This window comes from Modestobacter marinus, from assembly GCF_011758655.1.
In the GTDB taxonomy this organism is placed as follows: domain Bacteria; phylum Actinomycetota; class Actinomycetes; order Mycobacteriales; family Geodermatophilaceae; genus Modestobacter; species Modestobacter marinus.
Genome location: NZ_JAAMPA010000002.1, coordinates 752,887 through 776,083 on the forward strand (window position 1 = coordinate 752,887; position 23,197 = coordinate 776,083).

27 protein-coding genes are annotated in these 23,197 nt (G+C 74.9%); 7 read left to right on the forward strand and 20 right to left on the reverse strand.

Going from position 1 to position 23,197, the window contains the following annotated elements; translation table 11 throughout:
* Nucleotides 1-62 precede the first annotated feature (62 nt).
* On the forward strand, nt 63-488 hold the full coding sequence (locus FB380_RS19495; protein ID WP_166756942.1) for a hypothetical protein: 426 nt from the start codon (nt 63-65) through the stop codon (nt 486-488).
* 14 nt (nt 489-502) lie between these two features.
* On the opposite strand, the gene FB380_RS19500 is transcribed toward FB380_RS19495, so the two are convergent.
* Nucleotides 503-835, reverse strand: a complete 333-nt coding sequence (locus tag FB380_RS19500) for a YnfA family protein (RefSeq protein WP_166756943.1) — start codon at nt 833-835, stop codon at nt 503-505.
* Nucleotides 836-883: 48 nt separating this feature from the next.
* Here FB380_RS19500 and FB380_RS19505 point away from each other — a divergent pair, with 48 nt between their 5' ends.
* Nucleotides 884-1,681, forward strand: coding sequence for a DUF998 domain-containing protein (locus FB380_RS19505; protein ID WP_166756944.1), 798 nt, complete (start codon nt 884-886; stop codon nt 1,679-1,681).
* A 65-nt stretch (nt 1,682-1,746) separates the two neighbouring features.
* Here the strand turns inward: FB380_RS19505 and FB380_RS19510 are convergent, their stop codons facing one another.
* Complete coding sequence (locus FB380_RS19510; RefSeq protein ID WP_166756945.1) at nt 1,747-2,106, reverse strand: ArsR/SmtB family transcription factor; 360 nt, start codon at nt 2,104-2,106, stop codon at nt 1,747-1,749.
* 92 nt (nt 2,107-2,198) lie between these two features.
* Between FB380_RS19510 and FB380_RS19515 the strand changes: the two genes are divergently transcribed.
* The gene (locus FB380_RS19515) at nt 2,199-3,557 is read left to right on the forward strand and encodes an FAD-dependent oxidoreductase (RefSeq protein WP_166756946.1); all 1,359 of its coding nucleotides are present in this window, start codon (nt 2,199-2,201) and stop codon (nt 3,555-3,557) included.
* A gap of 94 nt (nt 3,558-3,651) precedes the next feature.
* Here FB380_RS19515 and FB380_RS19520 read toward each other — a convergent pair whose 3' ends face one another.
* Nucleotides 3,652-4,905 carry an APC family permease gene (locus FB380_RS19520; RefSeq protein WP_166756947.1) on the reverse strand — a complete coding sequence of 418 codons (1,254 nt, stop codon included), beginning with the start codon at nt 4,903-4,905 and terminating at the stop codon, nt 3,652-3,654.
* A 113-nt stretch (nt 4,906-5,018) separates the two neighbouring features.
* Here FB380_RS19520 and FB380_RS19525 point away from each other — a divergent pair, with 113 nt between their 5' ends.
* On the forward strand, nt 5,019-5,471 hold the full coding sequence (locus FB380_RS19525; RefSeq protein ID WP_166756948.1) for a hypothetical protein: 453 nt from the start codon (nt 5,019-5,021) through the stop codon (nt 5,469-5,471).
* 11 nt (nt 5,472-5,482) lie between these two features.
* Here the strand turns inward: FB380_RS19525 and FB380_RS19530 are convergent, their stop codons facing one another.
* The 3 genes from FB380_RS19530 to arsB are packed head-to-tail and all read right to left on the reverse strand — an operon-like array spanning nt 5,483 to nt 7,439.
* Nucleotides 5,483-5,908, reverse strand: a complete 426-nt coding sequence (locus FB380_RS19530) for an arsenate-mycothiol transferase ArsC (RefSeq protein WP_166756949.1) — start codon at nt 5,906-5,908, stop codon at nt 5,483-5,485.
* Entirely contained in the window at nt 5,905-6,318 is a 414-nt protein-coding gene (locus tag FB380_RS19535) for an arsenate reductase ArsC (protein ID WP_166756950.1), read from the reverse strand. The genes FB380_RS19530 and FB380_RS19535 overlap by 4 nt, the downstream gene beginning before the upstream one ends.
* Nucleotides 6,315-7,439, reverse strand: coding sequence for an ACR3 family arsenite efflux transporter (arsB, locus tag FB380_RS19540; protein WP_279591120.1), 1,125 nt, complete (start codon nt 7,437-7,439; stop codon nt 6,315-6,317). The genes FB380_RS19535 and arsB overlap by 4 nt, the downstream gene beginning before the upstream one ends.
* Before the next feature lie 114 nt (nt 7,440-7,553).
* Here arsB and FB380_RS19545 point away from each other — a divergent pair, with 114 nt between their 5' ends.
* Nucleotides 7,554-7,961 carry an ArsR/SmtB family transcription factor gene (locus tag FB380_RS19545; RefSeq protein ID WP_229682160.1) on the forward strand — a complete coding sequence of 136 codons (408 nt, stop codon included), beginning with the start codon at nt 7,554-7,556 and terminating at the stop codon, nt 7,959-7,961.
* 52 nt (nt 7,962-8,013) lie between these two features.
* On the opposite strand, the gene FB380_RS19550 is transcribed toward FB380_RS19545, so the two are convergent.
* The 3 genes from FB380_RS19550 to FB380_RS19560 form a co-directional block, all read right to left on the reverse strand.
* Nucleotides 8,014-8,838, reverse strand: coding sequence for a sulfite exporter TauE/SafE family protein (locus FB380_RS19550; protein WP_166756951.1), 825 nt, complete (start codon nt 8,836-8,838; stop codon nt 8,014-8,016).
* 150 nt (nt 8,839-8,988) lie between these two features.
* A complete protein-coding gene (locus FB380_RS19555) occupies nt 8,989-9,819 on the reverse strand; it encodes a DMT family transporter (protein ID WP_208383704.1) in 831 nt (276 codons plus the stop codon).
* Between the two features lie 192 nt (nt 9,820-10,011).
* Nucleotides 10,012-10,674 carry a hypothetical protein gene (locus FB380_RS19560; protein ID WP_166756952.1) on the reverse strand — a complete coding sequence of 221 codons (663 nt, stop codon included), beginning with the start codon at nt 10,672-10,674 and terminating at the stop codon, nt 10,012-10,014.
* A 63-nt stretch (nt 10,675-10,737) separates the two neighbouring features.
* Here FB380_RS19560 and FB380_RS19565 point away from each other — a divergent pair, with 63 nt between their 5' ends.
* Nucleotides 10,738-11,136: an SRPBCC family protein gene (locus FB380_RS19565; protein ID WP_166756953.1), complete on the forward strand. Its 399-nt coding sequence runs from the start codon at nt 10,738-10,740 to the stop codon at nt 11,134-11,136.
* A 10-nt stretch (nt 11,137-11,146) separates the two neighbouring features.
* On the opposite strand, the gene FB380_RS19570 is transcribed toward FB380_RS19565, so the two are convergent.
* The 3 genes from FB380_RS19570 to FB380_RS19580 all read right to left on the reverse strand — a co-directional run bounded on the left by FB380_RS19570 (nt 11,147) and on the right by FB380_RS19580 (nt 15,681).
* Nucleotides 11,147-11,905: an SDR family NAD(P)-dependent oxidoreductase gene (locus FB380_RS19570; RefSeq protein ID WP_166756954.1), complete on the reverse strand. Its 759-nt coding sequence runs from the start codon at nt 11,903-11,905 to the stop codon at nt 11,147-11,149.
* 192 nt (nt 11,906-12,097) lie between these two features.
* Nucleotides 12,098-13,570, reverse strand: coding sequence for a uracil-xanthine permease family protein (locus tag FB380_RS19575; RefSeq protein ID WP_166756955.1), 1,473 nt, complete (start codon nt 13,568-13,570; stop codon nt 12,098-12,100).
* Between the two features lie 215 nt (nt 13,571-13,785).
* Nucleotides 13,786-15,681, reverse strand: a complete 1,896-nt coding sequence (locus FB380_RS19580; RefSeq protein ID WP_166756956.1) for a PucR family transcriptional regulator — start codon at nt 15,679-15,681, stop codon at nt 13,786-13,788.
* A gap of 329 nt (nt 15,682-16,010) precedes the next feature.
* On the opposite strand from FB380_RS19580, the gene FB380_RS19585 reads away from it, so the two are divergent.
* Nucleotides 16,011-17,006: an oxamate carbamoyltransferase subunit AllH family protein gene (locus FB380_RS19585; RefSeq protein ID WP_166756957.1), complete on the forward strand. Its 996-nt coding sequence runs from the start codon at nt 16,011-16,013 to the stop codon at nt 17,004-17,006.
* A 22-nt stretch (nt 17,007-17,028) separates the two neighbouring features.
* Here FB380_RS19585 and FB380_RS19590 read toward each other — a convergent pair whose 3' ends face one another.
* From FB380_RS19590 to rpe, 8 genes are all read right to left on the reverse strand, one after another.
* A complete protein-coding gene (locus tag FB380_RS19590) occupies nt 17,029-17,526 on the reverse strand; it encodes an SSI family serine proteinase inhibitor (RefSeq protein WP_208383705.1) in 498 nt (165 codons plus the stop codon).
* 18 nt (nt 17,527-17,544) lie between these two features.
* Complete coding sequence (gene hisG / locus FB380_RS19595; RefSeq protein WP_166756958.1) at nt 17,545-18,408, reverse strand: ATP phosphoribosyltransferase; 864 nt, start codon at nt 18,406-18,408, stop codon at nt 17,545-17,547.
* Nucleotides 18,409-18,502: 94 nt separating this feature from the next.
* Nucleotides 18,503-18,766, reverse strand: coding sequence for a phosphoribosyl-ATP diphosphatase (locus FB380_RS19600; RefSeq protein ID WP_166756959.1), 264 nt, complete (start codon nt 18,764-18,766; stop codon nt 18,503-18,505).
* Nucleotides 18,763-19,272 (reverse strand): 6,7-dimethyl-8-ribityllumazine synthase, encoded by a 510-nt coding sequence (gene ribH, locus FB380_RS19605; protein ID WP_166756960.1) that lies wholly within the window; start codon nt 19,270-19,272, stop codon nt 18,763-18,765. The genes FB380_RS19600 and ribH overlap by 4 nt, the downstream gene beginning before the upstream one ends.
* 100 nt (nt 19,273-19,372) lie before the next feature.
* Complete coding sequence (locus tag FB380_RS19610; RefSeq protein ID WP_229682161.1) at nt 19,373-20,680, reverse strand: bifunctional 3,4-dihydroxy-2-butanone-4-phosphate synthase/GTP cyclohydrolase II; 1,308 nt, start codon at nt 20,678-20,680, stop codon at nt 19,373-19,375.
* The gene (locus FB380_RS19615) at nt 20,677-21,294 is read right to left on the reverse strand and encodes a riboflavin synthase (protein WP_166756961.1); all 618 of its coding nucleotides are present in this window, start codon (nt 21,292-21,294) and stop codon (nt 20,677-20,679) included. The genes FB380_RS19610 and FB380_RS19615 overlap by 4 nt, the downstream gene beginning before the upstream one ends.
* A 1-nt stretch (nt 21,295) precedes the next feature.
* Nucleotides 21,296-22,351 (reverse strand): bifunctional diaminohydroxyphosphoribosylaminopyrimidine deaminase/5-amino-6-(5-phosphoribosylamino)uracil reductase RibD, encoded by a 1,056-nt coding sequence (gene ribD, locus FB380_RS19620; RefSeq protein WP_229682162.1) that lies wholly within the window; start codon nt 22,349-22,351, stop codon nt 21,296-21,298.
* Complete coding sequence (gene rpe, locus FB380_RS19625; protein ID WP_229682163.1) at nt 22,348-23,013, reverse strand: ribulose-phosphate 3-epimerase; 666 nt, start codon at nt 23,011-23,013, stop codon at nt 22,348-22,350. Before rpe ends, ribD begins: the two co-directional genes overlap by 4 nt.
* Nucleotides 23,014-23,197: the final 184 nt, after the last annotated feature.

Below are 23,197 nucleotides of genomic sequence, written 5' to 3' on the forward strand. Positions count from 1 at the left end.
AGACCGGGTGGCACACGACCGACCCGTCGCCGACACGCCGGGCGACTGGTTGGCTCGGGGCCGTGCCGCCGCTGACCGCCGACGACGTCGCCTGCTGGGTGCTGAAGAGCAACCGGCCGCCCGGGGCGCTGCTCCCCCGGTGGCAGCCGGGCGAGACGGCGGTGCTCGACCGGTGCCTGCGGCCCTCCTACCGGCTGACGCTGATGACCCCGGGCCAGCCGTGCCTGCTGTGGGTCAGCGGCCGCGACCGGCCCGGCGTGCACGCCCTGGGCCGGCTGGCCGGGCCGGTGGACCACGCCTTCCCGGGCGGGCCGGTGGTCGCCGTCCGGTGGAGCCGGCTGGCAGCGCCGGTCGACCGATCCGAGCTGCTGGCCGACCCGGCGACCCGGTCGGCCGAGGTGCTGCGGATGCCCGCCGGGAGCAACCCGTCGTGGCTGTCACCCGGCCAGTACGCGGCCGTGCTCGGCCACGCCGGGATCACCGCCTGAGGGCGCCGAGCCGCTCAGCCACCCCGGGGCGCGTACATGATCAGTGCGACGCCGACCAGGCAGACCAGGGCACCGCCGACGTCCCACCGGTCCGGCCGGAAGCCGTCGGCGGCCATCCCCCACAGCAGTGACCCGGCGACGAAGACCCCGCCGTAGGCCGCCAGCACCCGACCGAAGGCGGCCTCCGGCTGCAGCGTGGCGACCATGCCGTAGAGCGCGAGCGAGGCCATGCCGATGCCGACCCAGAGCCAGCCGCGGTGCTCCCGGAGCCCCTGCCAGACCAGCCATGCGCCACCGATCTCCAGCAGCGCGGCGAGCACGAAGAGGGCGATGGAGCGGACCGTCACACCGGCAGTCTGCCGTTCGCACAGCGGGGCCTGGGACCATGGCTCCCCGTGACGGACAGCCGGTACCGCTGGGGCGGGCTCGCGTGGGTGCTGACCCTGCAGTTCTTCGTCGTCGAGGCGATCGCTGCGCTGCAGTACGAGGGCTACTCGTACTCCGCGGACGTGATCAGCGACCTCGGGACGGCCGCCTCGCCGGCCCGGTTGCTGATGAACGCCTCCTTCGTCCTGCAGGGGCTGCTGATCATCGCCGGGGCACTGCTGCTGCGCCCCGGGCTGTCCGGCACCGGTGGCCGCCTGGCCGGCCCGCTGCTCGGGGTGGCCGGGGCCGGGGTGCTCCTGGTCGGGCTCTTCCCCTCCGACGGCAACACGACGGTCCACACGGTCGCGGCGGGGGCGCACTTCGTCGCCGGGGCGATCGGGCTGATCGCCCTGGCCTACGGGGTCCGGCCCCGCTCGGAGGCGCTGGGCACCACGCTGGCCCTGCTGGGGCTCGCCGGGCTGATCGGCACGATCTTCTTCGCCTCGGCGGTGTTCCTCTTCCTCGGCGAGGGGGGCATGGAGCGGGTGGCCGGCTACGTCGTGCCGCTGGGTCTGGCCCTGGCCGGCGCCGCGCTCTGGCGGCAGAAGGACGACTGGCTGGCCTTCACCAACGCCGACGGGACGCCGAGCCGCCGGCAGCTGCGGGAGGACGCCCGGCTGGAGCGCGCACAGCGGGCCGCGGAACGGGACGCCGCCCTCGAGGCAGCCAGCCGCCGCCCGGCCACGGGTGCGACCAGCGCGAGCACGGACTCCGACGATCCCGACGACTTCGACCCCGACGACCCCTGGGCGCCCCGGCGGCGCTGAGACCGACGGCCACCGCCGGTCGAGGCTGACGCGCCGGACGGATCAGGGCCGGCGGGCGCGGCCGGTCAGGAGCAGCAGGCGTCGGCGCCCTCGGGGGTCAGCGCCGCCAGGGTCGCGAGCGCCTTCACCGGCCCAGCGAGGGCCTCGCAGCACAGCGCGTAGACGTTGCTGCGCCCCTTCGGCGTGCTCGTGACCAGCCCCTGCTCGCGCAGCGGCGCCAGGTGGTGGCTGACCAGCGTCTGGCTCATGCCCGCGGCGTCGGTCAGCTCGCGGACGGTGCGCGGCCCCTCGGCCAGCAGCAGGAGCAGGTGCAGGCGGTTGGGATCGCCGAGCGCCTTCAGCTGCGGGGCGAGCAGGCGGGCACGGTCGGCGGGAGAGGTCAGCTCGGCGACGTCCAGCAGTCGCACGTCCAGGTCCTGGCGCATGCCCGGAGTCTGCCACACGGTGGTTGTTGTCAACAGTGTTCGCTGTTAACGTGCGTCGGCATTGGTACCGCCGAGTGAGGACGTGAGACCGCATGAGCGCGAGGACGACGGACGACCTGCCGGTCGTGGTGATCGGTGCCGGACCGGTCGGGCTGGCCGCCGCGGCCCACCTGCTGGAGCGAGGCCTGGAGCCCCTGGTACTGGAGGCCGGCGACCAGCCGGCGGCGGCCGTGCGGGCCTGGGGGCACGTGCGGCTCTTCTCCCCCTGGGAGCACGACGTCGACGACGCCGCCGTCCGGCTGCTCGAGCAGACCGGCTGGGAGTCCCCCGACCGCACCGCGCTGCCCACCGGCGCCGAGCTCGCCGACCGGTACCTGGCGCCGCTCGCCGCGACGCCGCGGCTGGCCGGCCGGATCCGCACCGGCACCCGGGTGGTCGCGGTGAGCCGCGCCGGCGTGGACAAGACGCGCACCCTCGGCCGGGCAGGCCGGGCCTACCTGGTGCGCACTGTCGTCGACGGCCGGGTGCGGGACCTGTCCGCTCGCGCGGTCATCGACGCGTCGGGCACCTGGGGCCATCGCAACCCCCTGGGCACTGCCGGTCTGCCCGTGATCGGTGAGGAGCAGGCCGGCGACTGGCTGGTCGGTCCGCTGCCCGACGTGCTCGGGCGGGACCGGGCGCGCTTCGCCGGGAAGCACACCCTGGTGGTCGGCATGGGGCACTCGGCGGCGAACACGCTGCTGGCGCTGGTCGAGCTGCAGCCCAGCGAGCCCGGCACGCAGATCAGCTGGGCCATCCGCGGCCGCTCCCCCGCCCGGCTCTACGGCGGCGGGGACGCCGACGGGCTGCCCGCCCGCGGTCTGCTCGGCGCCACCTTGAAGGCCGCCGTCCGGGCGGGGCAGGTGGAGCTGCACCGCGAGGTCACGCTGACCGAGGTGGCACCGACCGGCGACGGCCGGCTCCAGGTGACCGGCACCGGCCGGGACGGCGCCGAGGTCGACCTGCAGGTCGACGCGCTGGCCGCCGCCACCGGCTTCCGCCCCGACCTGGACGTGCTGCGGGAGGTGCGGCTCGCCCTGGACCCGGGCGTGGAGGCGCCGACCCGGCTGGCTCCGCTGATCGATCCCGACCTCCACTCCTGCGGCACCGTCCCGCCGCACGGGCACCGCGAGCTCACCCACCCCGACGAGGGCTTCTACGTGGTCGGCATGAAGTCCTACGGCCGCGCCCCGACCTTCCTGCTGGCCACCGGCTACGAGCAGGTGCGCTCGATCGCCGCCGCGCTCGCCGGGGACCTCGAGGCGGCCGACCGGGTGCAGCTGCGGCTGCCCTCGACCGGGGTGTGCAGCACCGACCTCGGCGCCCGGGAGGCCGCCGAGGCCGGCGGCGTCGGCTTCGCCACCGGCAGCGCGCACGGCCGGTCGGGTGGGGCACCGGAGCCGGCGAGCTGATGCGGCACAGCGCCGCAGCCGGTGGGCACCGGGGCCTCCACCGCAGGCTGATGCGTGCTCCCCCGGTCCCCGCGCCCGACCGGGGTGGACGGGGTCACCGGCTCGTCAGTCGCAGCCGGGCGGCCCGGTAGGCGATGCCCACGGCGAAGACGGCGGTGCCGCCGACCACGGACTGCCACGGCAGCGTGGCGACGAGCACGAGGCAGCCCACCAGGCCGAGGACCTGCAGCGCACGGGGGAACCGGCGGTGCGCGCCGTCCTGGGTGAACGCCGCGGCGTTGGCGACGGCGTAGTAGAGCAGCACGCCGAAGGAGGAGAAGCCGATCGCGCCGCGCAGGTCGACGGTCAGCACCAGCAGGCAGACGACGAGCCCGACGGTGACCTCGGCGCGGTGCGGCACGGAGAAGCGGGGGTGCACCGCGGCCAGGTACCGCGGCAGGTCGCCCTGCCGGCCCATCGCCAGGCTGGTCCGGCCGATGCCGGCGATCAGCGCGAGCAGTGCACCGAGCGCCGCCGTGGCCGCACCGATCCGCACGACCGGCCCGGCCCAGTCCCAGCTGCCCGCGGCCACGGCCGCGGCGAGCGGTTCCGGGGTCGCGGCGACGCCCCCCGGGCCCAGCGCGGTGAGCAGCGCCAGCGCCACCACGAGGTAGACCGCGACGGCCAGGCCGAGCGCCAGCAGGACGGCGCGCGGGATGGTCCGGGCCGGGTCGCGGACCTCCTCGCCCATCGTGGCGATGCGCGCGTAGCCGGCGAAGGCGAAGAAGAGCAGCCCGGCCGACTGGAGCACCCCGAGCACGCCTCCCTCGACCGCCCAGCTCCCCGGTCCGTCGCCACCGGCCCCATCGCCGACGAGCATCGCGGCCACCGCGACGGCCAGGGCGGCCAGCACGATGGTCACGATGACCCGGGTGAGCCCGGCGGTGCGGGTGACGCCGCGGTAGTTCGTCGCGGTGAGGGCCAGGACGGCGGCCACGGCCACCGGGCGCTGCCAGCCCTCCGGTGCGGCGTAGGCGGCGAAGGTGAGCGCCATCGCCGCGCAGCTGGCCGTCTTGCCGATCACGAAGCCCCAGCCGGCGAGGAAGCCCCACCAGTCCCCGAGCCGCTCCCGGCCGTAGACGTAGGTGCCGCCGGAGGCGGGGTACTGGGCGGCGAGCTGGGCCGAGGCGGTCGCGTTGCACCAGGCGACGACGGCGGCGATCCCCAACCCGATCAGCAGACCGGCGCCGGCGGCCTGCGCGGCCGGGGCGAACGCGGCGAACACGCCCGCCCCGATCATCGACCCCAGGCCGATGACGACGGCGTCCCCGGTGCCCAGCCGGCGGGCCAGCTCCGGCGACCCGCTCACCGCCGTCCCCCACCGGACGGCGCCGGGCGGACGCCGGCCAGCACTGGCGTCCGGGTGTGCGTCAGGTCACCATGGCGGGGTCTGCAGGTCACCGACCGGACCGGAGCACCCGGATGCGTCACTGCCTGATCGTCGCCAACCAGACCCTCACCACCGAGACGCTCAGCGAGGCCGTGCAGCAGCGGATGGCCGCCGAGCCGCACGAGTTCCACGTCGTGGCGCCGGCCACCCCGCTGCACGACCAGACCGACGGCCCCGAGGCCTTCGCGGGCCTGGGACCCTCGACCACCGACCGCGCGTACGCCCTCGCCTGTCAACGCCTCGAGCACGCGCTGGAGCACCTCCGTGGGCTGGGCGCGACGGTGGACGGCGAGGTCGGTGACGCGGACGCGCTGGAGGCGGTCCGGGTCGCCCTCGGTCACCTGCCGGCGGACGAGATCATCGTCTCCACCCTGCCACGGGGGTTGTCCCAGTGGCTGCGCCGCGACCTGCCGGCCCGGCTGCGGAAGGTCACCGACGTCCCGGTGACCCACCTGGTGACCGACCGGCACACGGTCCGCACCTGATCCACCGCGGGTCATGCCGGGTGCCGGCCGGCGCCGAGCTCGTCGGCCAGCGCCCGCACCCGCGCCGCGATGTCGTCCCGGACCAGCCGCATCCGGTCCATGCCCTCGATGCCGCGCGCGGAGGGCTCGTCGACCTCCCAGGTCAGCACCCGGGTGCCGGGCGCCAGGTCGAGCCGCGCCTCCCGGCCGAGGACCACCACGACGTCGGCGTCCCCGACCAGCTGCTCGGTGACCGGCTTCGGCCGTTGGCCGCCGATGTCGATGCCGAGCTCGGCGAGGGACCGCACCGCCTGCTCGTCGAGCCCGTCGCCCGGCGCGGTCCCGGCCGACGAGACCGCCACCGCGTCGCCGGCCAGGTGCCTCATCAGCCCGGCCGCCAGCTGCGACGTGCCGGCGTTCCGCACGCAGACGAACAGGACCCTCGGTCGGTCGCTCACGGGGAGGCCGGCACCTGCAGCTCGGCGAGCAGCCCGCGGATGCGGGTCTCGATCTCGTCCCGGATGGGGCGGACGGACTCCACGCCCTTCCCGGCCGGGTCCTCCAACGCCCAGTCCAGGTAGCGCTTGCCCGGGAACACCGGGCAGGCGTCCCCGCAGCCCATGGTGATGACGACGTCGGAGGCCTCGACCGCGTCGGTGGTCAGCACCTTCGGCCGCTGGTCGGAGATGTCGATGCCGACCTCGGCCATCGCGGCCACCGCCGAGGGGTTGACCTGGTCACCGGGCACGGAGCCCGCGGAGCGCACCTCGACGGCGTCGCCGGCCAGGTGCCGCAGCCAGCCGGCGGCCATCTGGGAGCGGCCGGCGTTGTGCACGCAGACGAACAGCACGCTGGGGGTGGTGGTCATGCGTTCCTCCGGGAGGGAGCGGGGACGGTGGGGTCGCCGGGGAACCAGCGGCGGGCGGCCCAGAGCGAGACGTAGACGAGGCCGACGAGCACCGGGACCTCGATGAGCGGGCCCACCACGCCGGCCAGCGCCTGGCCGGAGGTGACCCCGAAGGTGCCGATCGCCACGGCGATGGCCAGCTCGAAGTTGTTGCCCGCGGCGGTGAAGGCCAGCGTCGCGGTCTTGGCGTAGCCCAGCCGCAGCCGCATCCCGAGCAGGAACGACCCGCCGAACATCAGCGCGAAGTAGGCCAGCAGCGGCAGCGCGATGCGGGCGACGTCCCAGGGATTCGAGGTGATCGCGTCCCCCTGCAGCGCGAAGAGCATGACGATGGTGAACAGCAGCCCGTAGAGGGCGACCGGGCCGATCCTGGGCAGGAACCGGTCCTCGTACCAGTCCCGTCCCTTGACCCGCTCACCGATCGTGCGGGTGAGGAAGCCCGCGACCAGCGGGATGCCGAGGAAGACCAGCACCGAGAGCACGATGGTCCACACGCTGAACTCTGCCGAGGTGGTCGACAGCCCCAGCCAGCCGGGCAGCACCTGCAGGTAGAACCAGCCCAGCGCCGCGAAGGCGAGGATTTGGAACACCGAGTTGATCGCCACCAGGACGGCGCCGGCCTCCCGGTCACCGCAGGACAGGTCGTTCCAGATCAGCACCATGGCGATGCAGCGGGCCAGGCCCACGATGACCAGACCGGTGCGGTACTCGGGCAGGTCGGGCAGCAGCAGCCAGGCCAGGGCGAACATCAGCGCCGGGCCGACCAGCCAGTTCAGCGCCAGGGAGGCCCCGAGCAGCCTGCGGTCGCCGGTGACCCGGTCGAGCTCGGAGTACCGCACCTTGGCCAGCACCGGGTACATCATCAGCAGCAGCCCGATCGCGATCGGCAGGCTCACCTCGCCGATCCGGACGGCGTCCAGGGCGTCGTCCAGCCCGGGGACGAACCGGCCCAGCAGGAGCCCGAGGGCCATCGCGGCGACGATCCACACCGGCAGGAAGCGGTCCAGGGTCGACAACCGGGCCAGCACCGGGGTCTCGAGGTCGGTGCCGGGGCGGTGGGTCTCCGCGGCGAGATCGCTCATCGGGGTGGGCTGCTCCTCCGCCCCCGCGACGGGGGCGCACATCGACGGACGTCCATCTCCGAGAGGATGCCCGGACGTATCGACACTCGTCAATGTCCGACCGATACTGGCCGGGTGAACAGCAGTCGAACGCTGTCCGGGCCGGGCATGGAACTGGCCGACGTCCGGACGCCCGGTTGCACCCCTGCCGAGCTCGCCGGCGCGATGAGCGCCGAGCAGGCCGCCGACCTGGCCCGCACGCTCAAGGCACTGGCCGACCCGGCGCGGCTCCGGGTGCTCGCCCTGGTGGCCGGCAACGAGGGCCGGGAGGTGTGCGTCTGCGACCTCACCGGACCGCTGGGCCTCTCCCAGCCGACCGTGTCCCACCACCTCAAGGTGCTGGTCGACGCCGGCTTCCTCACCCGCGACAAGCGCGGGGTCTGGGCCTACTTCGCGCTGGTGCCCGGCGCCCTCGACGCGGTCGCGACCGCGCTGCCCGGTGTCGGTGAGCACAGCGGCTCCCGGCCGTCCCCGGGAGGCTGAGCGCGGACGGCGGGTCGTCGCAGCGGGACGGCCTCGAGCGGCCACCGGCATCTCACTCGAGGAGAGGCCGCAGGTTCTCCGTCCAGACGTCCCAGCCGAGCCGGCCGATCAGCGCGGTCACGACGAGCAGGAAGACGACCCGGATGAAGCGGCTGCCCCGCGCGGTCGCCGTCCGGGCACCCAGGTAGGCGCCGCACGTGTTGGCCACGCCGAGGAGGAGCCCCAGCCCCCAGAAGACCGCGCCGTAGGGCACGAAGAAGAGCAGCGCCCCCAGGTTGGTGGCGACGTTGACGATCTTGGCCTTGGCGCTGGCGTTGAGGAAGTCGTACCCCAGCAGCGACACCATGGCGAACACGAGGAACGACCCGGTGCCCGGCCCGAGGACGCCGTCGTAGAAGCCGATCCCCGCGCCCGTCGCCGCGGCCACGCCGTGGTGACGACGCCCGCTGTGGCGCAACGCGGTCACCTCCCCGAGGGAGGGACGCAGCACGGTGAAGACGGCGATCGCGACGAGCGCGACGACGATGACCGGCTTGAACACGCTGGCCGGGAGCGCCGCGGCCACCGACGCCCCCGCGAAGCTGCAAGCCAGAGCGACCCCGGCCATCGGGAGGGCGGTCCGCAGGTCGGGGTGCACGCGCCGGTAGTAGGTGACGGCGCTGGTCGTGGTGCCGGCGATCGAGGCCAGCTTGTTGGTCGCGAGGGCCTGCACCGGGCTCATCCCCGGGACCAGCAGCAACGCGGGCAGCTGCAGGAGGCCACCGCCGCCGACGACGGCGTCGACCCACCCGGCGGCCAGTGCGGCGACCAGCACCAGCACGAGCACCCCAGGGGTGAGCCCCTCGGGGAGCAGGCCGCCCGGGAACACGTCCGTCATCCCGGCACGAACCCCTCTCCTCGGCCCGGCCGTCTCCCCGTCAGCAGGACGGGACGGCACGGGCGCTCCCCGAGAGTCTGCGGCCCACCCTCCCCCGGCCCGTGCGGCGACCCGTGAGACGTCGGCGACTCCCCGCCGGACGGGGCGCGCTCAGACGGTGGAGGTCCCGGCCTCCTGCGGCACCGGCACCGGCCGGCGCACCCGGGTGCGCCGGCGGGAGAGGGCCACGCCCAGCAGGCAGACGCCGCCACCGACGACGGCGAGCGCCGGGGGCACCTCGTCCAGCAGCACCCAGCCCAGGAGCACGACGATCGGGGGCACCAGGTAGGTCGTCGCCCCCAGCCGGCCGGCGTCCATCCGGCGCAGCGCGTACGCCCAGGTGCTGAAGGCCAGCGCGGTCGGCACCGCGCCGAGGTAGACGGTGCCGGCGATCGAAGACGCCGGCGCGGAGCCCAGCTCGTCGACGAGCACGCCGGCCCAGGGCAGGCAGCAGACCGCCCCCATGGCGCAGGCGGTGAACGTCACCTGCAGCGCGGGCAGCCGGCGCAGCAGCGGCTTCTGCGCCACCACGCCCGCGGCGTAGGTGACCGCCGCGACCACGCACAGCGCGACACCCAGCAGGTCGGCCCCGGCGCTGCGGGTGGCGAAGCCGATCAGCAGCACCCCGCAGAAGGCGACGGCCAGGCCGATAACCAGCCAGCGCGGGAAGCCCTCACCCAGCAGGAGGCCGGCGAAGACCGCGATCAGCACCGGGCCGATGTTGACCAGCATGGCCGTCGTCCCGGCGTCCAGGTGCTGCTCGGCGGCGTTCAGCGCCAGGTTGTAGACGCCGAACCAGCCGACCCCGCACACGGCGAGCAGCCGCCACTCCCCCGCCGTCGGCGCCACCCAGCCACGCCGGGCCAGCAGCGCCCCGAGGACGGCGGTGCCGACGGCCAGCCGGCCCAGCGCCAGGGCGCCGGGTGAGAGGTCCTCGCCCACCGCGCGGATGCCGATGAACGCCGACGCCAGGCCAGGACGGTGACGCTGACCGCGAGGAGGGTGAGCGGATCGCGCGGGGCGGGGCTGGGCACGCACCGGACGTTAGGGGGCACCGCCGACGGGATCCGGCGGTTTCCGGACACGGCAGCCGAGCTGGCCGTCGCCCTGCGGAACCGGGCCGGAACGACGCGGTCAGTCCCGGGATCCAGAGTCCGGGTGGTCGACGAGGAACCGTTCCGCCTGCCGGGCCTCCCGGTGCATCAGCGCGGCCGCGATCAGGAGCACCACCGTCGCGACGGCCGTGAGCACCAAGGCGGACCTCGTCGGTGCGCCGATCGCGCGCCCCACCTGCTGCACGACGATGCCGACGAACAGCAGGAGCTGGTGGTGCTGCAGCACCAGCCGTCGCCCCACGTCCCGGGCCAGCGGCAGGCCTGCGGGGTCGACCTCCGCCCGCCCGCGGATCTGGGCGATCAGGCTGCGTCGCTGCGCCCGGCTCAGCTCGGCGGCCGGCCGCGACCACGCCGCTCGGAACAGCCCGGACCGCCACGCCACGAGTCCGTAGCCGAACATCACCGCCAGGCCGGCGCCCTGCACGACGAGGCCGGCCGCTTCCCAGCCGCCGGACGGTCCGGGGTCGGGCACCAGCGCATCGGTGGACAGCACCGCCAGGAGCAGCGCACCGGCCAGCGCCAGCACCGTCAGGGCCAGCACCCACGACCAGGTGAGCAGCCGGGACGAGCGGAGCAGACGTGTGCTGTCGCTCGACGTCCGCCCGAGCGCAGCGAGCGCGTGGGCCCAGCGACGGTCGTCGTCCGTCTCCGCTCGTCCGGTGCGCGCCGAGGTGGGGTCCATCGTGGCCACGATGCCGTAAGCGATCTTGGACCGCCAGCACGTCGCCTGCGGCAGCATGCGGGCATGCCCTCCGAGACCCGCCACCTGAGCGTCTCCATCGACCGGCCGGCCGCCACCGTCTACGCCTGGGTCCGCGACCCCGCCCACCTGCCGCAGTGGGCCGCCGGGCTGGCCAGCGGGATCCGGCGGGAGCGCGGCGAGTGGGTGGCCGACTCCCCGATGGGCCGGGTGCTCGTGCGGTTCGTGCCGGTCAACGAGTACGGCGTCTTAGACCACGACGTCGTCCTGCCCGACGGCACGACCACCACCAACCCGGTGCGGGTGCTGGCCGACGGCGCGGGCAGCGAGGTGGTGTTCACGCTCCGCCGGGCGGCGGGCGCGACGGCGGCGGAGTTCGACGCCGACACCGCGGCGGTGGCCGCCGACCTCGAGACCCTCAAGCGGGTGCTCGAGGCCGGCTGACGGCCCGGCCTCAGCGCTCCTGGTCGGTCGGGCGCACCAGCACCTCGTTGACCGCGACGTGCTGCGGCTGGCTGACCACGTAGAGCACCGCCCGGGCGATGTCCTCGGCCTGCAGCCGGGTCATCCCCGCCGCCATCTCCTGGGACGCCCGCTTGGCCTCGGGCTGGGTGATGTGGTCGGTCAGCTCGGTGGCCACCGCACCCGGCTCGACCAGGCTGATCCGCACGCCGCGGCCGGTGACCTCCTGGCGCAGCGACTCGCTGAAGGCGTTCACCGCCCACTTGCTGGCGTTGTAGACCCCGGCGCCCTTGCGCGCGGTCCGGCCGGCGACGCTGGACATGTTGACCACGTCGCCCGACCCCTGCTCGACCATGCCCTCGATCGCGGCGTGGGTCATGTACATCACGCCCATCACGTTGGTCTGCACCATCCGGCGCCAGTCCTCCGGGTCCGCGCCCACGATGGTGCCCAGCAGCATCACCCCGGCGTTGTTGACCAGGACGTCGAGCCCGCCCAGCTCCTCGCGGGTGCGGGTGACCGCCGCGGTGCAGGCCTGCTCGTCGGTGACGTCCAGGTCCAGCTGCAGCACCCGGGCACCACCGTCGCGCAGCTTCGCGGCCAGCGCGTCGAGCCGGTCCTTGCGCCGGGCGCCGATGGCGACCGCCGCCCCGGCCTCGGCCAGCGCGACAGCCGTCGCCTCGCCGATCCCCGAGGACGCCCCGGTGACCAGGGCGACCCTCCCCTGCAGCGGCCGGCTGTTCTCGGTCATGCGGTCCCTCTCTCCCGGGCCGACCGGTGCGGCCCCGGAGCGCCAGTGCCCCGATCGCCGCCGCGCCACGCACGCGGGCGCGGCTGCCCGGCGGGGAGCCGGCCGCCCACGGGACGGCACCGTGCCGACCTCGCGGCGGTCCAGGACGTGCACCGGCCCGGCTCCCCGCGGGGAGCCGGGCCGGTGATGACCTCAGCGGGTCCGGTTGATCCGGTCGACGTCGGAGGGGTCGGGGCCGCCCGGGTCGGTGGCTCCACCGCCGGGTGCACGACCGTCGGCGGCATGGCTGCCGGTCGCCCCCAGTGCGGGGCCGGTGCCGGCGGCGAAGCCACCCTCCTGGTACAGCGCCGCCTTCATGTCCGCCGGGGCGAGCGCCCGGGCCACGTGCCAGCCGACCACGGCGACGATCGTGCCCAGCGCGATGCCGCCGATGGAGTACTCGCTGCTGAACCGCAGCTGCACGTCGCCGATGCCGATGATGATCCCGGCGGCCAGCGGCACCAGGTTGATCGGATTGGCGAAGTCGACCCGGTTCTCCTTCCAGATCTTGGCGCCGAGCAGGCCGATCATCCCGTAGAGCACGACGGTGATCCCGCCGAGCACCGCACCGGGGGTGGCGTTGACGATGGCGCCGAACTTCGGCACCAGCCCCAGCAGGATCGCCACCAGGGCGGCGACGTAGTAGGCCGCGGTCGAGTAGACCCGGGTGGCGGCCATGACGCCGATGTTCTCCGCGTAGGTGGTGGTCGGGGAGCCACCCACCGAGGTCGCGACCACGGTGGCGGCGCCGTCGGCGAACACCGCCCGGCCGAGGACCGGGTCCAGGTCGCGCTTGGTCATCTCACCGACCGCCTTGACGTGGCCGGCGTTCTCCGCGACGAGCGCGATGACCGCGGGCAGCACCAGCAGCGCGAAGTTGACCGAGAAGGAGGGCGCGGTGAGGTCGGGGAGCCCGAACCAGGACGCGTCGGCGACGCCGCTGAGGTCGACGCGGTCGTGCGCCGTCCCCACGCCCGCGGCGTCGTAGGTGACCGCCTGGGAGAAGGTGTCGAGCAGCAGCGAGAGCAGGTAGCCGAAGACCAGGCCGAGCAGGATCGAGATGCGGGCCCAGAAGCCGCGCAGCGCCAGCGAGACGACGATGACGAACGCCATGGTGGCCAGGGCGACCCACTGGTCCTGCGGCCAGTACAGGCCCGCGGCGACCGGGGCCAGGTTGAAGCCGATGAGCAGGACCACCGCGCCGGTCACCGCCGGGGGCAGCACCCGGTTGACCACGTGCACGCCGGCGGCCTGGATGAGCAGGCCGACCAACGCCAGCACGACGCCGGAGACGAGGATCGCGCCGACCACGTCGGAGCTGTCCCCGCCCTGGGCCCGGACCGCCGCGACGCCGCCGACGAACGCGGCGCTGGTGCCCAGGTAGGAGGGCACCTTCCCCTGCACGATGAGCAGGAAGATGATCGTCGCGATCCCGCTCATCATGATCGCCAGGTTGGCGTCCAGCCCCATGATCAACGGGAAGACGAACGTGGCGCCGAACATCGCCACCACGTGCTGCGCGCCGACGCCGACGGTCAGCGGCCAGGACAGCCGTTCGTCGGGTGCCACCGCCTCACCCAGCGGCGGGGTCTTCCCGTCCCCGTAGAGCTTCCAGCCGAACGCCATCAGTCCTCCTCGCACCTCCGCCGAGCAAGTAGCTCAGCGCTGAGGTACCGGACAGTGGCAGACGTGCGCGGATCACACCAGGGGGACGAGGACACGTTCCCGTCACGGAACACCGGGTGAACACAGCCGTGACAAGGGCGTCACACCCCGCTCCGGACGACGTCCCGCGGCCCCCTCCTAGGGGCCCGCCCACGAGCTCGCGAGTGGGTCCTTCCTCAGACCAGCGACTCGAGCCCGTCGTCCAGGACGGCGGCGACCACGCTCTCCACCGGCGGCCGGTGCGGCTGGTCCAGCCCGCGGATGCGCGCGGCGTGCAGGGCGAGCAGCAGGTTCAGCCGCAGCGTGGGGTCGGTGGTGAACGGGCCCAACAGCCGCTCGAGCTTCCCGATCCGGTAGCGCATCGTGTTGTAGTGGAAGTGCAGCCGGCGGGCGGACTCCGCGACGTTGAGGTTGGTCTCCAGCAGCACCCGCAGCGTCTCCCGCAGGTCGACCGAGTCCGGGTCCGAGGAGTCGGCCAGCGTGCCGAGCACCTCGTCGACGTAGGAGCGCAGCTCGTTGCTGTCCGGGATCAGCGACAGCAGCCGGAAGACGCCGAGCTGGTCGAAGTGGGTGACCGCGTGCCCGCCGTGGATCTCCTGACCGACCACCAGGGCGCGCTGCGACTGCTGGTAGGCCTCCCCCAGCGCGGACAGCGACTCGGCCGGCCGGCCGATCCCGGTGCCCAGCAGGCGGCCCACCCGGCGCAGCCGGGCGTTGACCCGGGCGGTCACCGAGGCGACCAGGCTGGACAGCTCCTCGGGTGTGCGCCCGTCCAACGGCAGCACCGTGACGATCTCCGTGGCGAGCCCCGCGACGGCGGCACCGGCGACCTCGCTGTCCACCGCCGCCCGCCAGCCGTCGGCCAGCCGGTCCAGCACGTCCAGGGCCCGGGTCGGGTCGGCCCCGGCGTCGGCCACCGTCTCGGTGGCGGTCACCAGGACGACGACCGGGCCGTCGAGCCGCCAGCCGAAGGACCGGGCGTACGCCAGCGCCCGCTCGGTGTGGGCGAACGTCCCGCCGACCAGCCGGCGCACCATGTCGCCCTGGAACCGCAGCTCCACCGAGTGGACCGCCTGCGATCGGATCTCCGACAGCGCGGCGATGACCGCTGCCTGCTCGAGCACCGCGCCGGCGCCGAGCAACATCGGGCCGTGCCGGTTCACCGCGACCAGCCAGCCGTGCCGCTGGTCACCGGCCATGATCGGCGCGACCGCGTACTCCCCGATCCCGCCGGGCAGCTCGTGGTGCCCGGGCACCAGCAGGATGCCGTCGGCCGGGGACAGGTCGGCGTCGGCGAGCACGTCGGCCGGGGTGACCACGCTCTGGTCGGCGCGGTTGCCCGACAGCCGGCGCGACGGGGTGAGGTCGGCGAACGCGTCGTCGGCGGCGGCGTCGAGCAGCCAGAGCCAGTCGCGGATCTCGGCGACCTCCTCCGGTGGGCCGGCATGGGTGGCCACCTCGCGGTCCGGGCCCAGCCCGAGGACGGCCGCTCCGGCGAGGAAGGTCGACACCTGCCCGGTGACCTCGGACAGCCCACCGCCGGACAGCGCCACGTCGATGAACTGGTTGTGCATCCGGTTGGCGAGGCTGAGTGCCTGGGTCTGCTTGTCGATGATCGCGCCGAGCACCTCGGCGACCACCTCGTCCAGCCGGGCCCGGGCGGGCAGCGCGAGCACCGGGAAGCCCCGGCGGTCGGCCTCGGCCAGCAGCTCGGCGGGGACGTCGCCGGCCGGGTTGCCCGAGCCGGCCTCCGAGCGGTAGGCGAGCGCGCCGCTGCCGGCCCGGTGCAGCCGCTCGATCAGGGCGCGGCTCTGCGCCGGGTCGCCGCTGGGCAGCCGGGCGCCCAGGACGACCAGCAGGTCGGGGCCCGCACCGGCGAGCGGGTCGGCCGGGCCGTCGACGGCGACGTGCCGGACGATGCGGCGGGTGCCGGTGGCCCCGCCGACGACGAGGGTGCCGGCCAGCCCGGGCAGCTGGAGGAGCTGGTCGACGGTCAGGCCCATGCTGTCCTGCAGCGCGGTCCGGTCGGACGGCGGGAGCTGGGAGAGCACCGGCTCCGCGGAGGCGGGCATGGTGCTGAAAGTAGCCATCCGGTCGCTGTGTGCAGCGTATGTCACGGACGAATCACGTTCAGTCACTGTACGTACCCCCAAAACGCCGTGCACGAGCTTGCTGCGCGAGATTCTGTCAGACGTCTCTGGACGGCAGAAGGCACGCTTGGCGACAATCGCCATACAGGCACGGGGGACGCGCCACTTAGGTTCGGGCCCCGGTCCTGTCCCGGCTCGGATGGTAGGCGGCTTCGTCGATCGACGGGCGGCTCGGCGTCCCGGCCGGGAGAGCCAGACCGGGACGGGCGCCGCCGCAGACGTCGCCCGTCGACCGCACGGGTGGAGGGCACATGCGCACCGTCGACGAGAGCACTGACGGCCACGGCCGGGACACGATCCCCGACGACACCGCCACCGGGCGGGCCGCCCGGGCCGGCGTCCCGACCATCCCGCTGCCCCGCGCGTCCGCCGCGCCCGGCGCCCGGGCGGCCGGCACCTCGGTGCCCGCCCAGGCCAGCACCGGGATCGCCGACCTGCTGCGCGGGCCGGTCCGGTCGGCCCGGGTCCTGCTGTCGGTGCCGGCGGCGGTGTACCTGGCGGTGCCGACCCCGCAGGGTCCGGACGTGGTGGGCGTGCTGACCTCCGACGCCGCCCGGCTCCCGCTGGGCCTGGTGCTCTTCCGGCCGTCGAACGGCCGGCCGGTGGTCTCCGTCCCCAGCGGCGCCCCCGCCCGGCTGGGTGGCGGCCGGCTGACCGTCGGGGACCTGACCGTGAGCGCCGCCGCCTGGTGGGACCCCCGGCCCAAGCTGCCCACCGCACGCCCGGCACTGCTCCCCGAGGGGGTCCGTCAGCTGCGTTCGGCGCTGTACGGCGAGGGCGTGCCGCACAGCGCGTTCGTCCTCCCCGGCCTGCCCGGTGGGCCCAGTGGCCCGCTGGCCGCGCTGCGCGGCGCCGTCCGCCGGGCCGACGTCGACGCGGCCCTGCGCACCGCCACCCGGCTGATCGGCCTGGGCCCCGGTCTGACCCCCGCCGGCGACGACGTCCTCGCCGGCGTCACCGCCGGGCTGGTGCTGCTGGGGCACCCCGCCGCCGAGCGGTTCGGTGCCGGCGTGACCGGGCTGGCCAACGGGCGCACCACCGAGCTGTCCCGGGCGCTGCTGCGGCACGCCGCCGCCGGGCGGGTCAGCGGCGAGTTCGCCGCCGTGCTGCGGGGCCTGGTCGGCGACGGTGCGCTGGCACCGGCCATCGCCACGTTGCTGGCCACCGGCTCGACCAGCGGGCGAGCGATGGCGTTGGGGTTGTGCACCGCGATCGACCTCGTCGACCGCACCAGCCGCCCGCGCTGATCCCGGGCCCGGGCTCGACCGGTCAGCGGGCCGGGCCCGGGAGGAGTGGCCCCAGCCGGTCCCACTGTGCGATCCGGCAGCCATCGGTGCGGGAGAGCTGCAGGTCGACCGGCTCCCCGCGCCACTGGCCGGTGACGTGCGCGGTCTGGGGTCCCCCGAACAGCTGGGTGCAGACCACGTCGTCGGGCACCGGGGCGAAGGGGTCCTCGAGCCCGGCCAGGTGCTGGCAGGCCGCCTCGGCGTCGGGGAGGTCGCCTTCGACCGAGTCCCCGCAGGCGAGGGTGTACTGCTCCACCGGCGCCCCCTCCCCCGGGTCGTACTCGACGACCAGGGTGGAGTCGGCGCCCGCGGTGTCCTCCGGAGCGGTGCTGGTGGCCGGGTCCGACGCCGTCGGCCCGGTCGCGGAGGTCGTCGCCGGTGGGGTCGTGGAGCCGACCGCCGACCCGGCGTCGTCCCCGGAGCCGCAGGCGGCCAGCACCATCAGCGGGAGGGCAAGGGTCAGCAGGACGGCGCGGCGCATGCCGCCAGTGTGCTCCGGTCAGATGCGGGAAGCGGCGATGCTGGTGACCAGGATCGCCCGCGCGCCGAGCTCCCAGAGCTCGTCCATCACCCGGTTGGTGTCGTCCTTGAGCACCATCGCCCGCACGGCCGACCAGCCCGGCGTCTGCAGCGGGCTGACCGTCGGCCCCTCGAGCCCCGGGGTGCGCGCGGTGGCCTGGCCGAGCAGGTCGTTGGGGCAGTCGTAGTCGAGCATCACGTAGCGCCGGGCGACCAGGACACCCTGCAGCCGGCGGCGCAGCTGGGCGACGGCCGGCACCTCGTCGGCCCCGGCCCGGCCGACCAGCACGGCCTCGCTGGCCAGCACCGGGTCGCCGATGATCCGCAGCCCGGCGGCACGCAGCGTGGTGCCGGTCTCCACCACGTCGCAGACGGCGTCGGCGACGCCGAGCCGGCAGGCGGTCTCCACGGCACCGTCGAGCTTGACCACGGCGGCCTTCATGCCGGTCTCGTCGAGGAAGCGCTGCAGCAGCCCGGGGTAGGCGGTGGCGATCCGCTTGCCCTCGAGCTTCGCGACCTCGTCGACCGGGGACTCCGCCGGGCTGGCGAAGCGGAACGAGGACCGGCCGAAGCCCAGCGGCATCACCTCGGCCGCCACGTCGCCGCCCTCCGGCGGGGTGGTCTCCAGCAGCATGTCCCGGCCGGTGATGCCGACGTCCAGCGTGCCGGCCGCGACGTAGATCGCGATGTCCCGCGGGCGGAGGTAGAAGAACTCGGTGTCGTTCTCGGGGTCGTAGACCGCCAGCTCACTGCTGGTGCGCCGCTGCCGGTACCCGCTCTCGGCGAGCATCGCCGCCGCGGGCTCGCTCAGGACACCCTTGTTCGGGACGGCGACGCGCAGCACTGAGGGGGCTCCTTCGAGGACGACGGTGTGTGACCCGGCCCTCCTGCAGGGGCCCGCGCCGAGCTTGCGAGGCGTGGGGGGCAGGAGGGTCCTTCTAGAGGTGAGCGTAGACGTCGTCCAGGTCGAGCCCGCGGGCCAGCATGAGCACCTGCACGCGGTAGAGGAGCTGGCTGATCTCCTCCGCCGTCCGCTCCGCGCCCTCGTGCTCGGCGGCCATCCAGGACTCCGCCGCCTCCTCCACGACCTTCTTGCCGGCGGCGTGCACGCCGTCCCGGACGGCGGTGACGGTGCCCGAGGCCGGGTCGCCGGCCTGCACCTTGTCGCTCAGCTCGGCGAACAGCTGGTCGAACGTCTTCATGCCGGGCCGACCCCGAAGCCGGTGCTCTGCCTGGGGCTGCGCAGCTCGCGCAGCACCAGGGCGGTCTGCAGCGCCGCGGCGGTGGCCTCCCAGCCCTTGTCCTCGCCAGAGTCGTCCATGCCGGCGCGGTCGCGGGCCTGCTGCTCGCCCTCGGTGGTCAGGACGCCGTTGCCGACGGGCTTGCCCGAGTCCAGCGACACCCGGGTGAGGCCGGCGGTGAAGGAGTCGCAGACGTACTCGAAGTGCGGTGTGCCGCCGCGGACGACGACGCCGAGCGCCACGACGGCGTCGTGGGTGGCGGCCAGCGCCTGGGCGACCACGGGCAGCTCGATGGCGCCGGGCACCCGGACGACGGTCGGCTCCGGGATGCCCGCGGCCTCGGCGCAGGCGATCGACCGCTTCAGCAGCGACTCGGTGATGTCGCGGTGCCAGGTGGTCGCCACGATGCCCAGGGTCAGCCCCGCGGCGTCGATCGGCTCCTGCCCCGGCGCTCCGGACCCGCTCATTGGTTCTCCTCGGTGCTGCTCGTCGTCGGGAGGGACGTCGTCGGGAGGGACGGCGTCGGAAGGGATGGTGCAGTGTGCCGTGGGAGGGGTCGCGACCCGGTCACAGCGGCTGCTCGTCGGCGCGCCGCTCCGGTGCGGGCGGCTGCCCGCCGGTGTCGGCGGCGTCGGGCTCGATGATCTCCAGCAGGTGCCCCATCCGGTCCCGCTTGGTGCGCAGGTAGCCGACGTTGTCGGCGGTGACGCTGCTGGGCAGCGCGACCCGGCCGGTGATCTTCAGGCCGTAGCCCTCCAGCCCGGCGCGCTTGGCCGGGTTGTTGGTGAGCAGCCGCATCGTGTGGATGCCCAGGTCGACGAGGATCTGCGCGCCGGTGCCGTAGTCGCGGGCATCCGCGGGCAGGCCGAGGTCGAGGTTGGCGTCGACGGTGTCCACGCCGGTGTCCTGCAGCTGGTAGGCCTGCAGCTTGTGCAGCAGGCCGATGCCCCGGCCCTCGTGCCCGCGGATGTAGAGGACGACGCCGCGGCCCTCCTGGGCGACGGCGGCCAGCGCGGCGTCCAGCTGGGGGCCGCAGTCACAGCGCAGCGAGCCGAACACGTCGCCGGTCAGGCACTCGGAGTGCACCCGGACCAGCACGTCGTCCCCGGGGGCCACCCCGTCCGATCCGCCCAAGTCGCCGTAGACGAAGGCGACGTGCTCGCGCTCGTCGTAGGAGCTGCGGTAGCCGACCGCGGTGAACTCCCCGGCGCGCAGCGGGACGCGGGCCTCGGCGACCCGCTCGACCAGCTTGTCGAAGCGCTTGCGGTAGGCGATCAGGTCGGCGATGGAGACCATCACCAGGTCGTGCTCGTCGGCGAAGACGCGCAGCTCCTCACCGCGCGCCATGCCGGTCGGGTCCTTCTCGCTGACGACCTCGCACAGCGTGCCCGAGGGCCGCAGGCCGGCCAGGACGGCGAGGTCGACGGCGGCCTCGGTGTGGCCGGGACGGCGCAGCACGCCGCCGTCCTTGGCGCGCAGCGGCACCACGTGCCCGGGCCGGGCGAGGTCGGCGGAGCCGGTGTCCGCGGCGGCCAGGGTGCGGATGGTGTGCGCCCGGTCGGCGGCGGAGATGCCGGTGGTGACGCCCTCCCGGGCGTCGACGGTGACGGTGTAGGCCGTGCCGCGGCGGTCCTGGTTCACCCGGAACATGGGGGGCAGGTCGAGCCGGTCGGCGTCCTCCTCGGTGACCGCCACGCAGATGTAGCCCGAGGTGTAGCGGACCATGAAGGCCACCAGCTCGGGGGTGGCGAGCTCCGAGGCGAAGATCAGGTCGCCCTCGTTCTCGCGGTCCTCGTCGTCGATGACGACGACGGGCCGACCGCTCTTGACCGCCGCGATCGCGCTCTCGACCGAGTCCAGCTGGAACGCACTCACCGACGGGCTCCCAACAGTCGTTCGACGTACTTGGCGATGACGTCCACCTCCAGGTTGACCCGGTCACCGGGGGCTCGTTCGCCCAGGGTGGTCTCGCGCAGGGTGGTGGGGATGAGGCTGACCTCGAACCAGGGCTCGGGTGCGTCAGCGAGGGCGCTCACGGTCAGCGAGACGCCGTCGACGGTGATCGAGCCCTTCTCCACGACGTAGCGGGCCAGCTCGGCCGGGACGGCGATCCGCACGACCTCCCAGTCGTCGCCGGGGGTGCGGGAGACCACGGTGCCCACGCCGTCGACGTGGCCCTGCACGATGTGGCCGCCCAGCCGGGTCTGCGGGGTGACGGCGCGCTCGAGGTTCACCCGGTCGCCGGAGCCGGTGGCGCCGAGGCTGCTGCGGCGCAGCGTCTCGGCCATCACGTCGGTGCTCCAGACGCCGGTGCCGTCGGGGCCGGGCTCGACGCCAGTGACGGTCAGGCAGACGCCGTTGACCGCGATCGAGTCGCCCAGGGCGACGTCCTCCAGGGCCTTGCGTGCCCGGATGCGCAGCACCGCGCTGTCCGCGCCGTCCTCGCGCACGACCAGGGTGCCGAGCTCTTCCACGATGCCGGTGAACACCTCAGCTCCCTCCGCCGGTCGACGCTGTCCACCCAGTGTGCCGGGTGGGTCGCAACCGGATCTGCACGTCCCCGCCCATGCGGGTGACGTCGGTGACCTGCAGGTGCAGCGCGTCGGTGATCGTGCTGATTCCCAGGCCGCCCACCATGGCGGCGCCGCCGCCCAGCAGCGTGGGAGCGACGTGCACCACGGCCTCGTCGACGAGGCCGGCGGCGAGGAAGGCGGCGGCCAGGGTCGGCCCGCCCTCCAGCAGCACCCGGCGGACGTCGGCGTCGAACAGCTCGGCCAGCAGCGCGGCGGGGCCGGCGGCCCGGCTGACCAGTGTGCGGGCGGCGGCGTCGTGCACCCGGGCGGTGGCCGGTACCCGGCCGCGGCGGTCCAGCACCACCCGCAGCGGCTGGCGGTCGGCGGTGCGGCCCTCGGCGTCCCGGACGGTGAGCTGCGGGTCGTCGGCGAGCGCCGTCCCGGAGCCGACGAGCACCGCGTCGCAGGTGGCCCGCAGCTGGTGCACGGCTGCCCGGGCCTCGGGCCCGGTGATCCAGCGGCTGGTGCCGTCGGCGGCGGCGACCCGGCCGTCCAGGGTGGTGGCGACCTTCCAGACGACCTGGGGGCGGTGCTCGTGCACCCCGGTCAGCCAGCCGGCCAGCGCGCCCTCGGCGGCTGCGGCCTGCTCGGCGCCCAGCTCGACGTCGACCCCGGCCCGGCGCAGCCGGTCGGCGCCGCCGGTGGCCAGCCGGGTCGGCTCGGGGACGGCGACGACCACGCGGGCGACCCCTGCGGCGATCAGCGCATCGGCGCACGGCCCGGTGCGGCCGGTGTGCGCGCACGGCTCGAGGGTGACGACGGCGGTGCCCCCGCGGGCCCGCTCGCCGGCCTGGGCGAGCGCGTGCACCTCGGCGTGCGGGCCACCCGGCGGGGAGGTCGCCCCCTCCCCCACGACGGCGCCGGCCGCGTCCAGCAGCACCGCACCGACCGGCGGGTTGGGGCTGGTCGTGCCCAGCACCCGCAGCCCCAGGTCCCGGGCCCGGGCCATCGCCGCCTGCTCGGCGGCGTTCACCGGGCGCGCGCGGCCTGGGCCCGCAGGGCGGCGATCGCCCGGGCCGGGTCGTCGGCGCCGTAGACGGCGGAGCCCGCGACGAAGACGTCGGCGCCGGCCTCGGCGGCCTGCTCGATGGTGTCGGCGTTGATCCCGCCGTCGACCTCGAGGAACAGCTGCAGGTGGCCGGCCTCGACCAGGCGCCGGGCCTCCCGGACCTTCGGCAGCACCTCCGGCATGAACGACTGCCCGCCGAAGCCGGGCTCCACGGTCATCACCAGCAGCGTGTCGAACTCCGGCAGCACGTCGAGCCAGGTGTCCAGCGGCGTGCCGGGCTTGATCGCCAGCCCGGCCAGCGCCCCGGCGGCCTTGAGGTCACGGGCCACCGCGCGGGGGTCGGTGCAGGCCTCGGCGTGCACGGTGACGTTGCGGGCACCGGCCTCGGCGTAGCCCGGGGCCCAGCGCTCCGGGTGCTCGATCATCAGGTGGCAGTCCAGCGGGACGGGGCTGACCGCCTGGATCGCCTGGACCACCGGGAGGCCGAGGGTCAGGTTGGGCACGAAGTGCGCGTCCATCACGTCGACGTGCACCCAGTCGGCGTCGGCGATCCGCTGGACCTCGTCGGCGAGCCGGGCGAAGTCCGCGGACAGCAGGCTGGGCGCGATCATCGGTTCCCGGGACACCCGGCGATCGTAGGGGGCCGCCCGTCCACGGCCACGGTCCACCGGCGGCGGCCCGCAGGGCCGGCCGGCTCGATCGCGACCCACGCCCGGGCGGATGTGGCGCGGGTCACTCCACCGGCGCGGCGGCCGCTCCGTCCGATGGCGCGGCGACCCCCTGGCCAGCGACTTCCCGTGACCCTCTTGT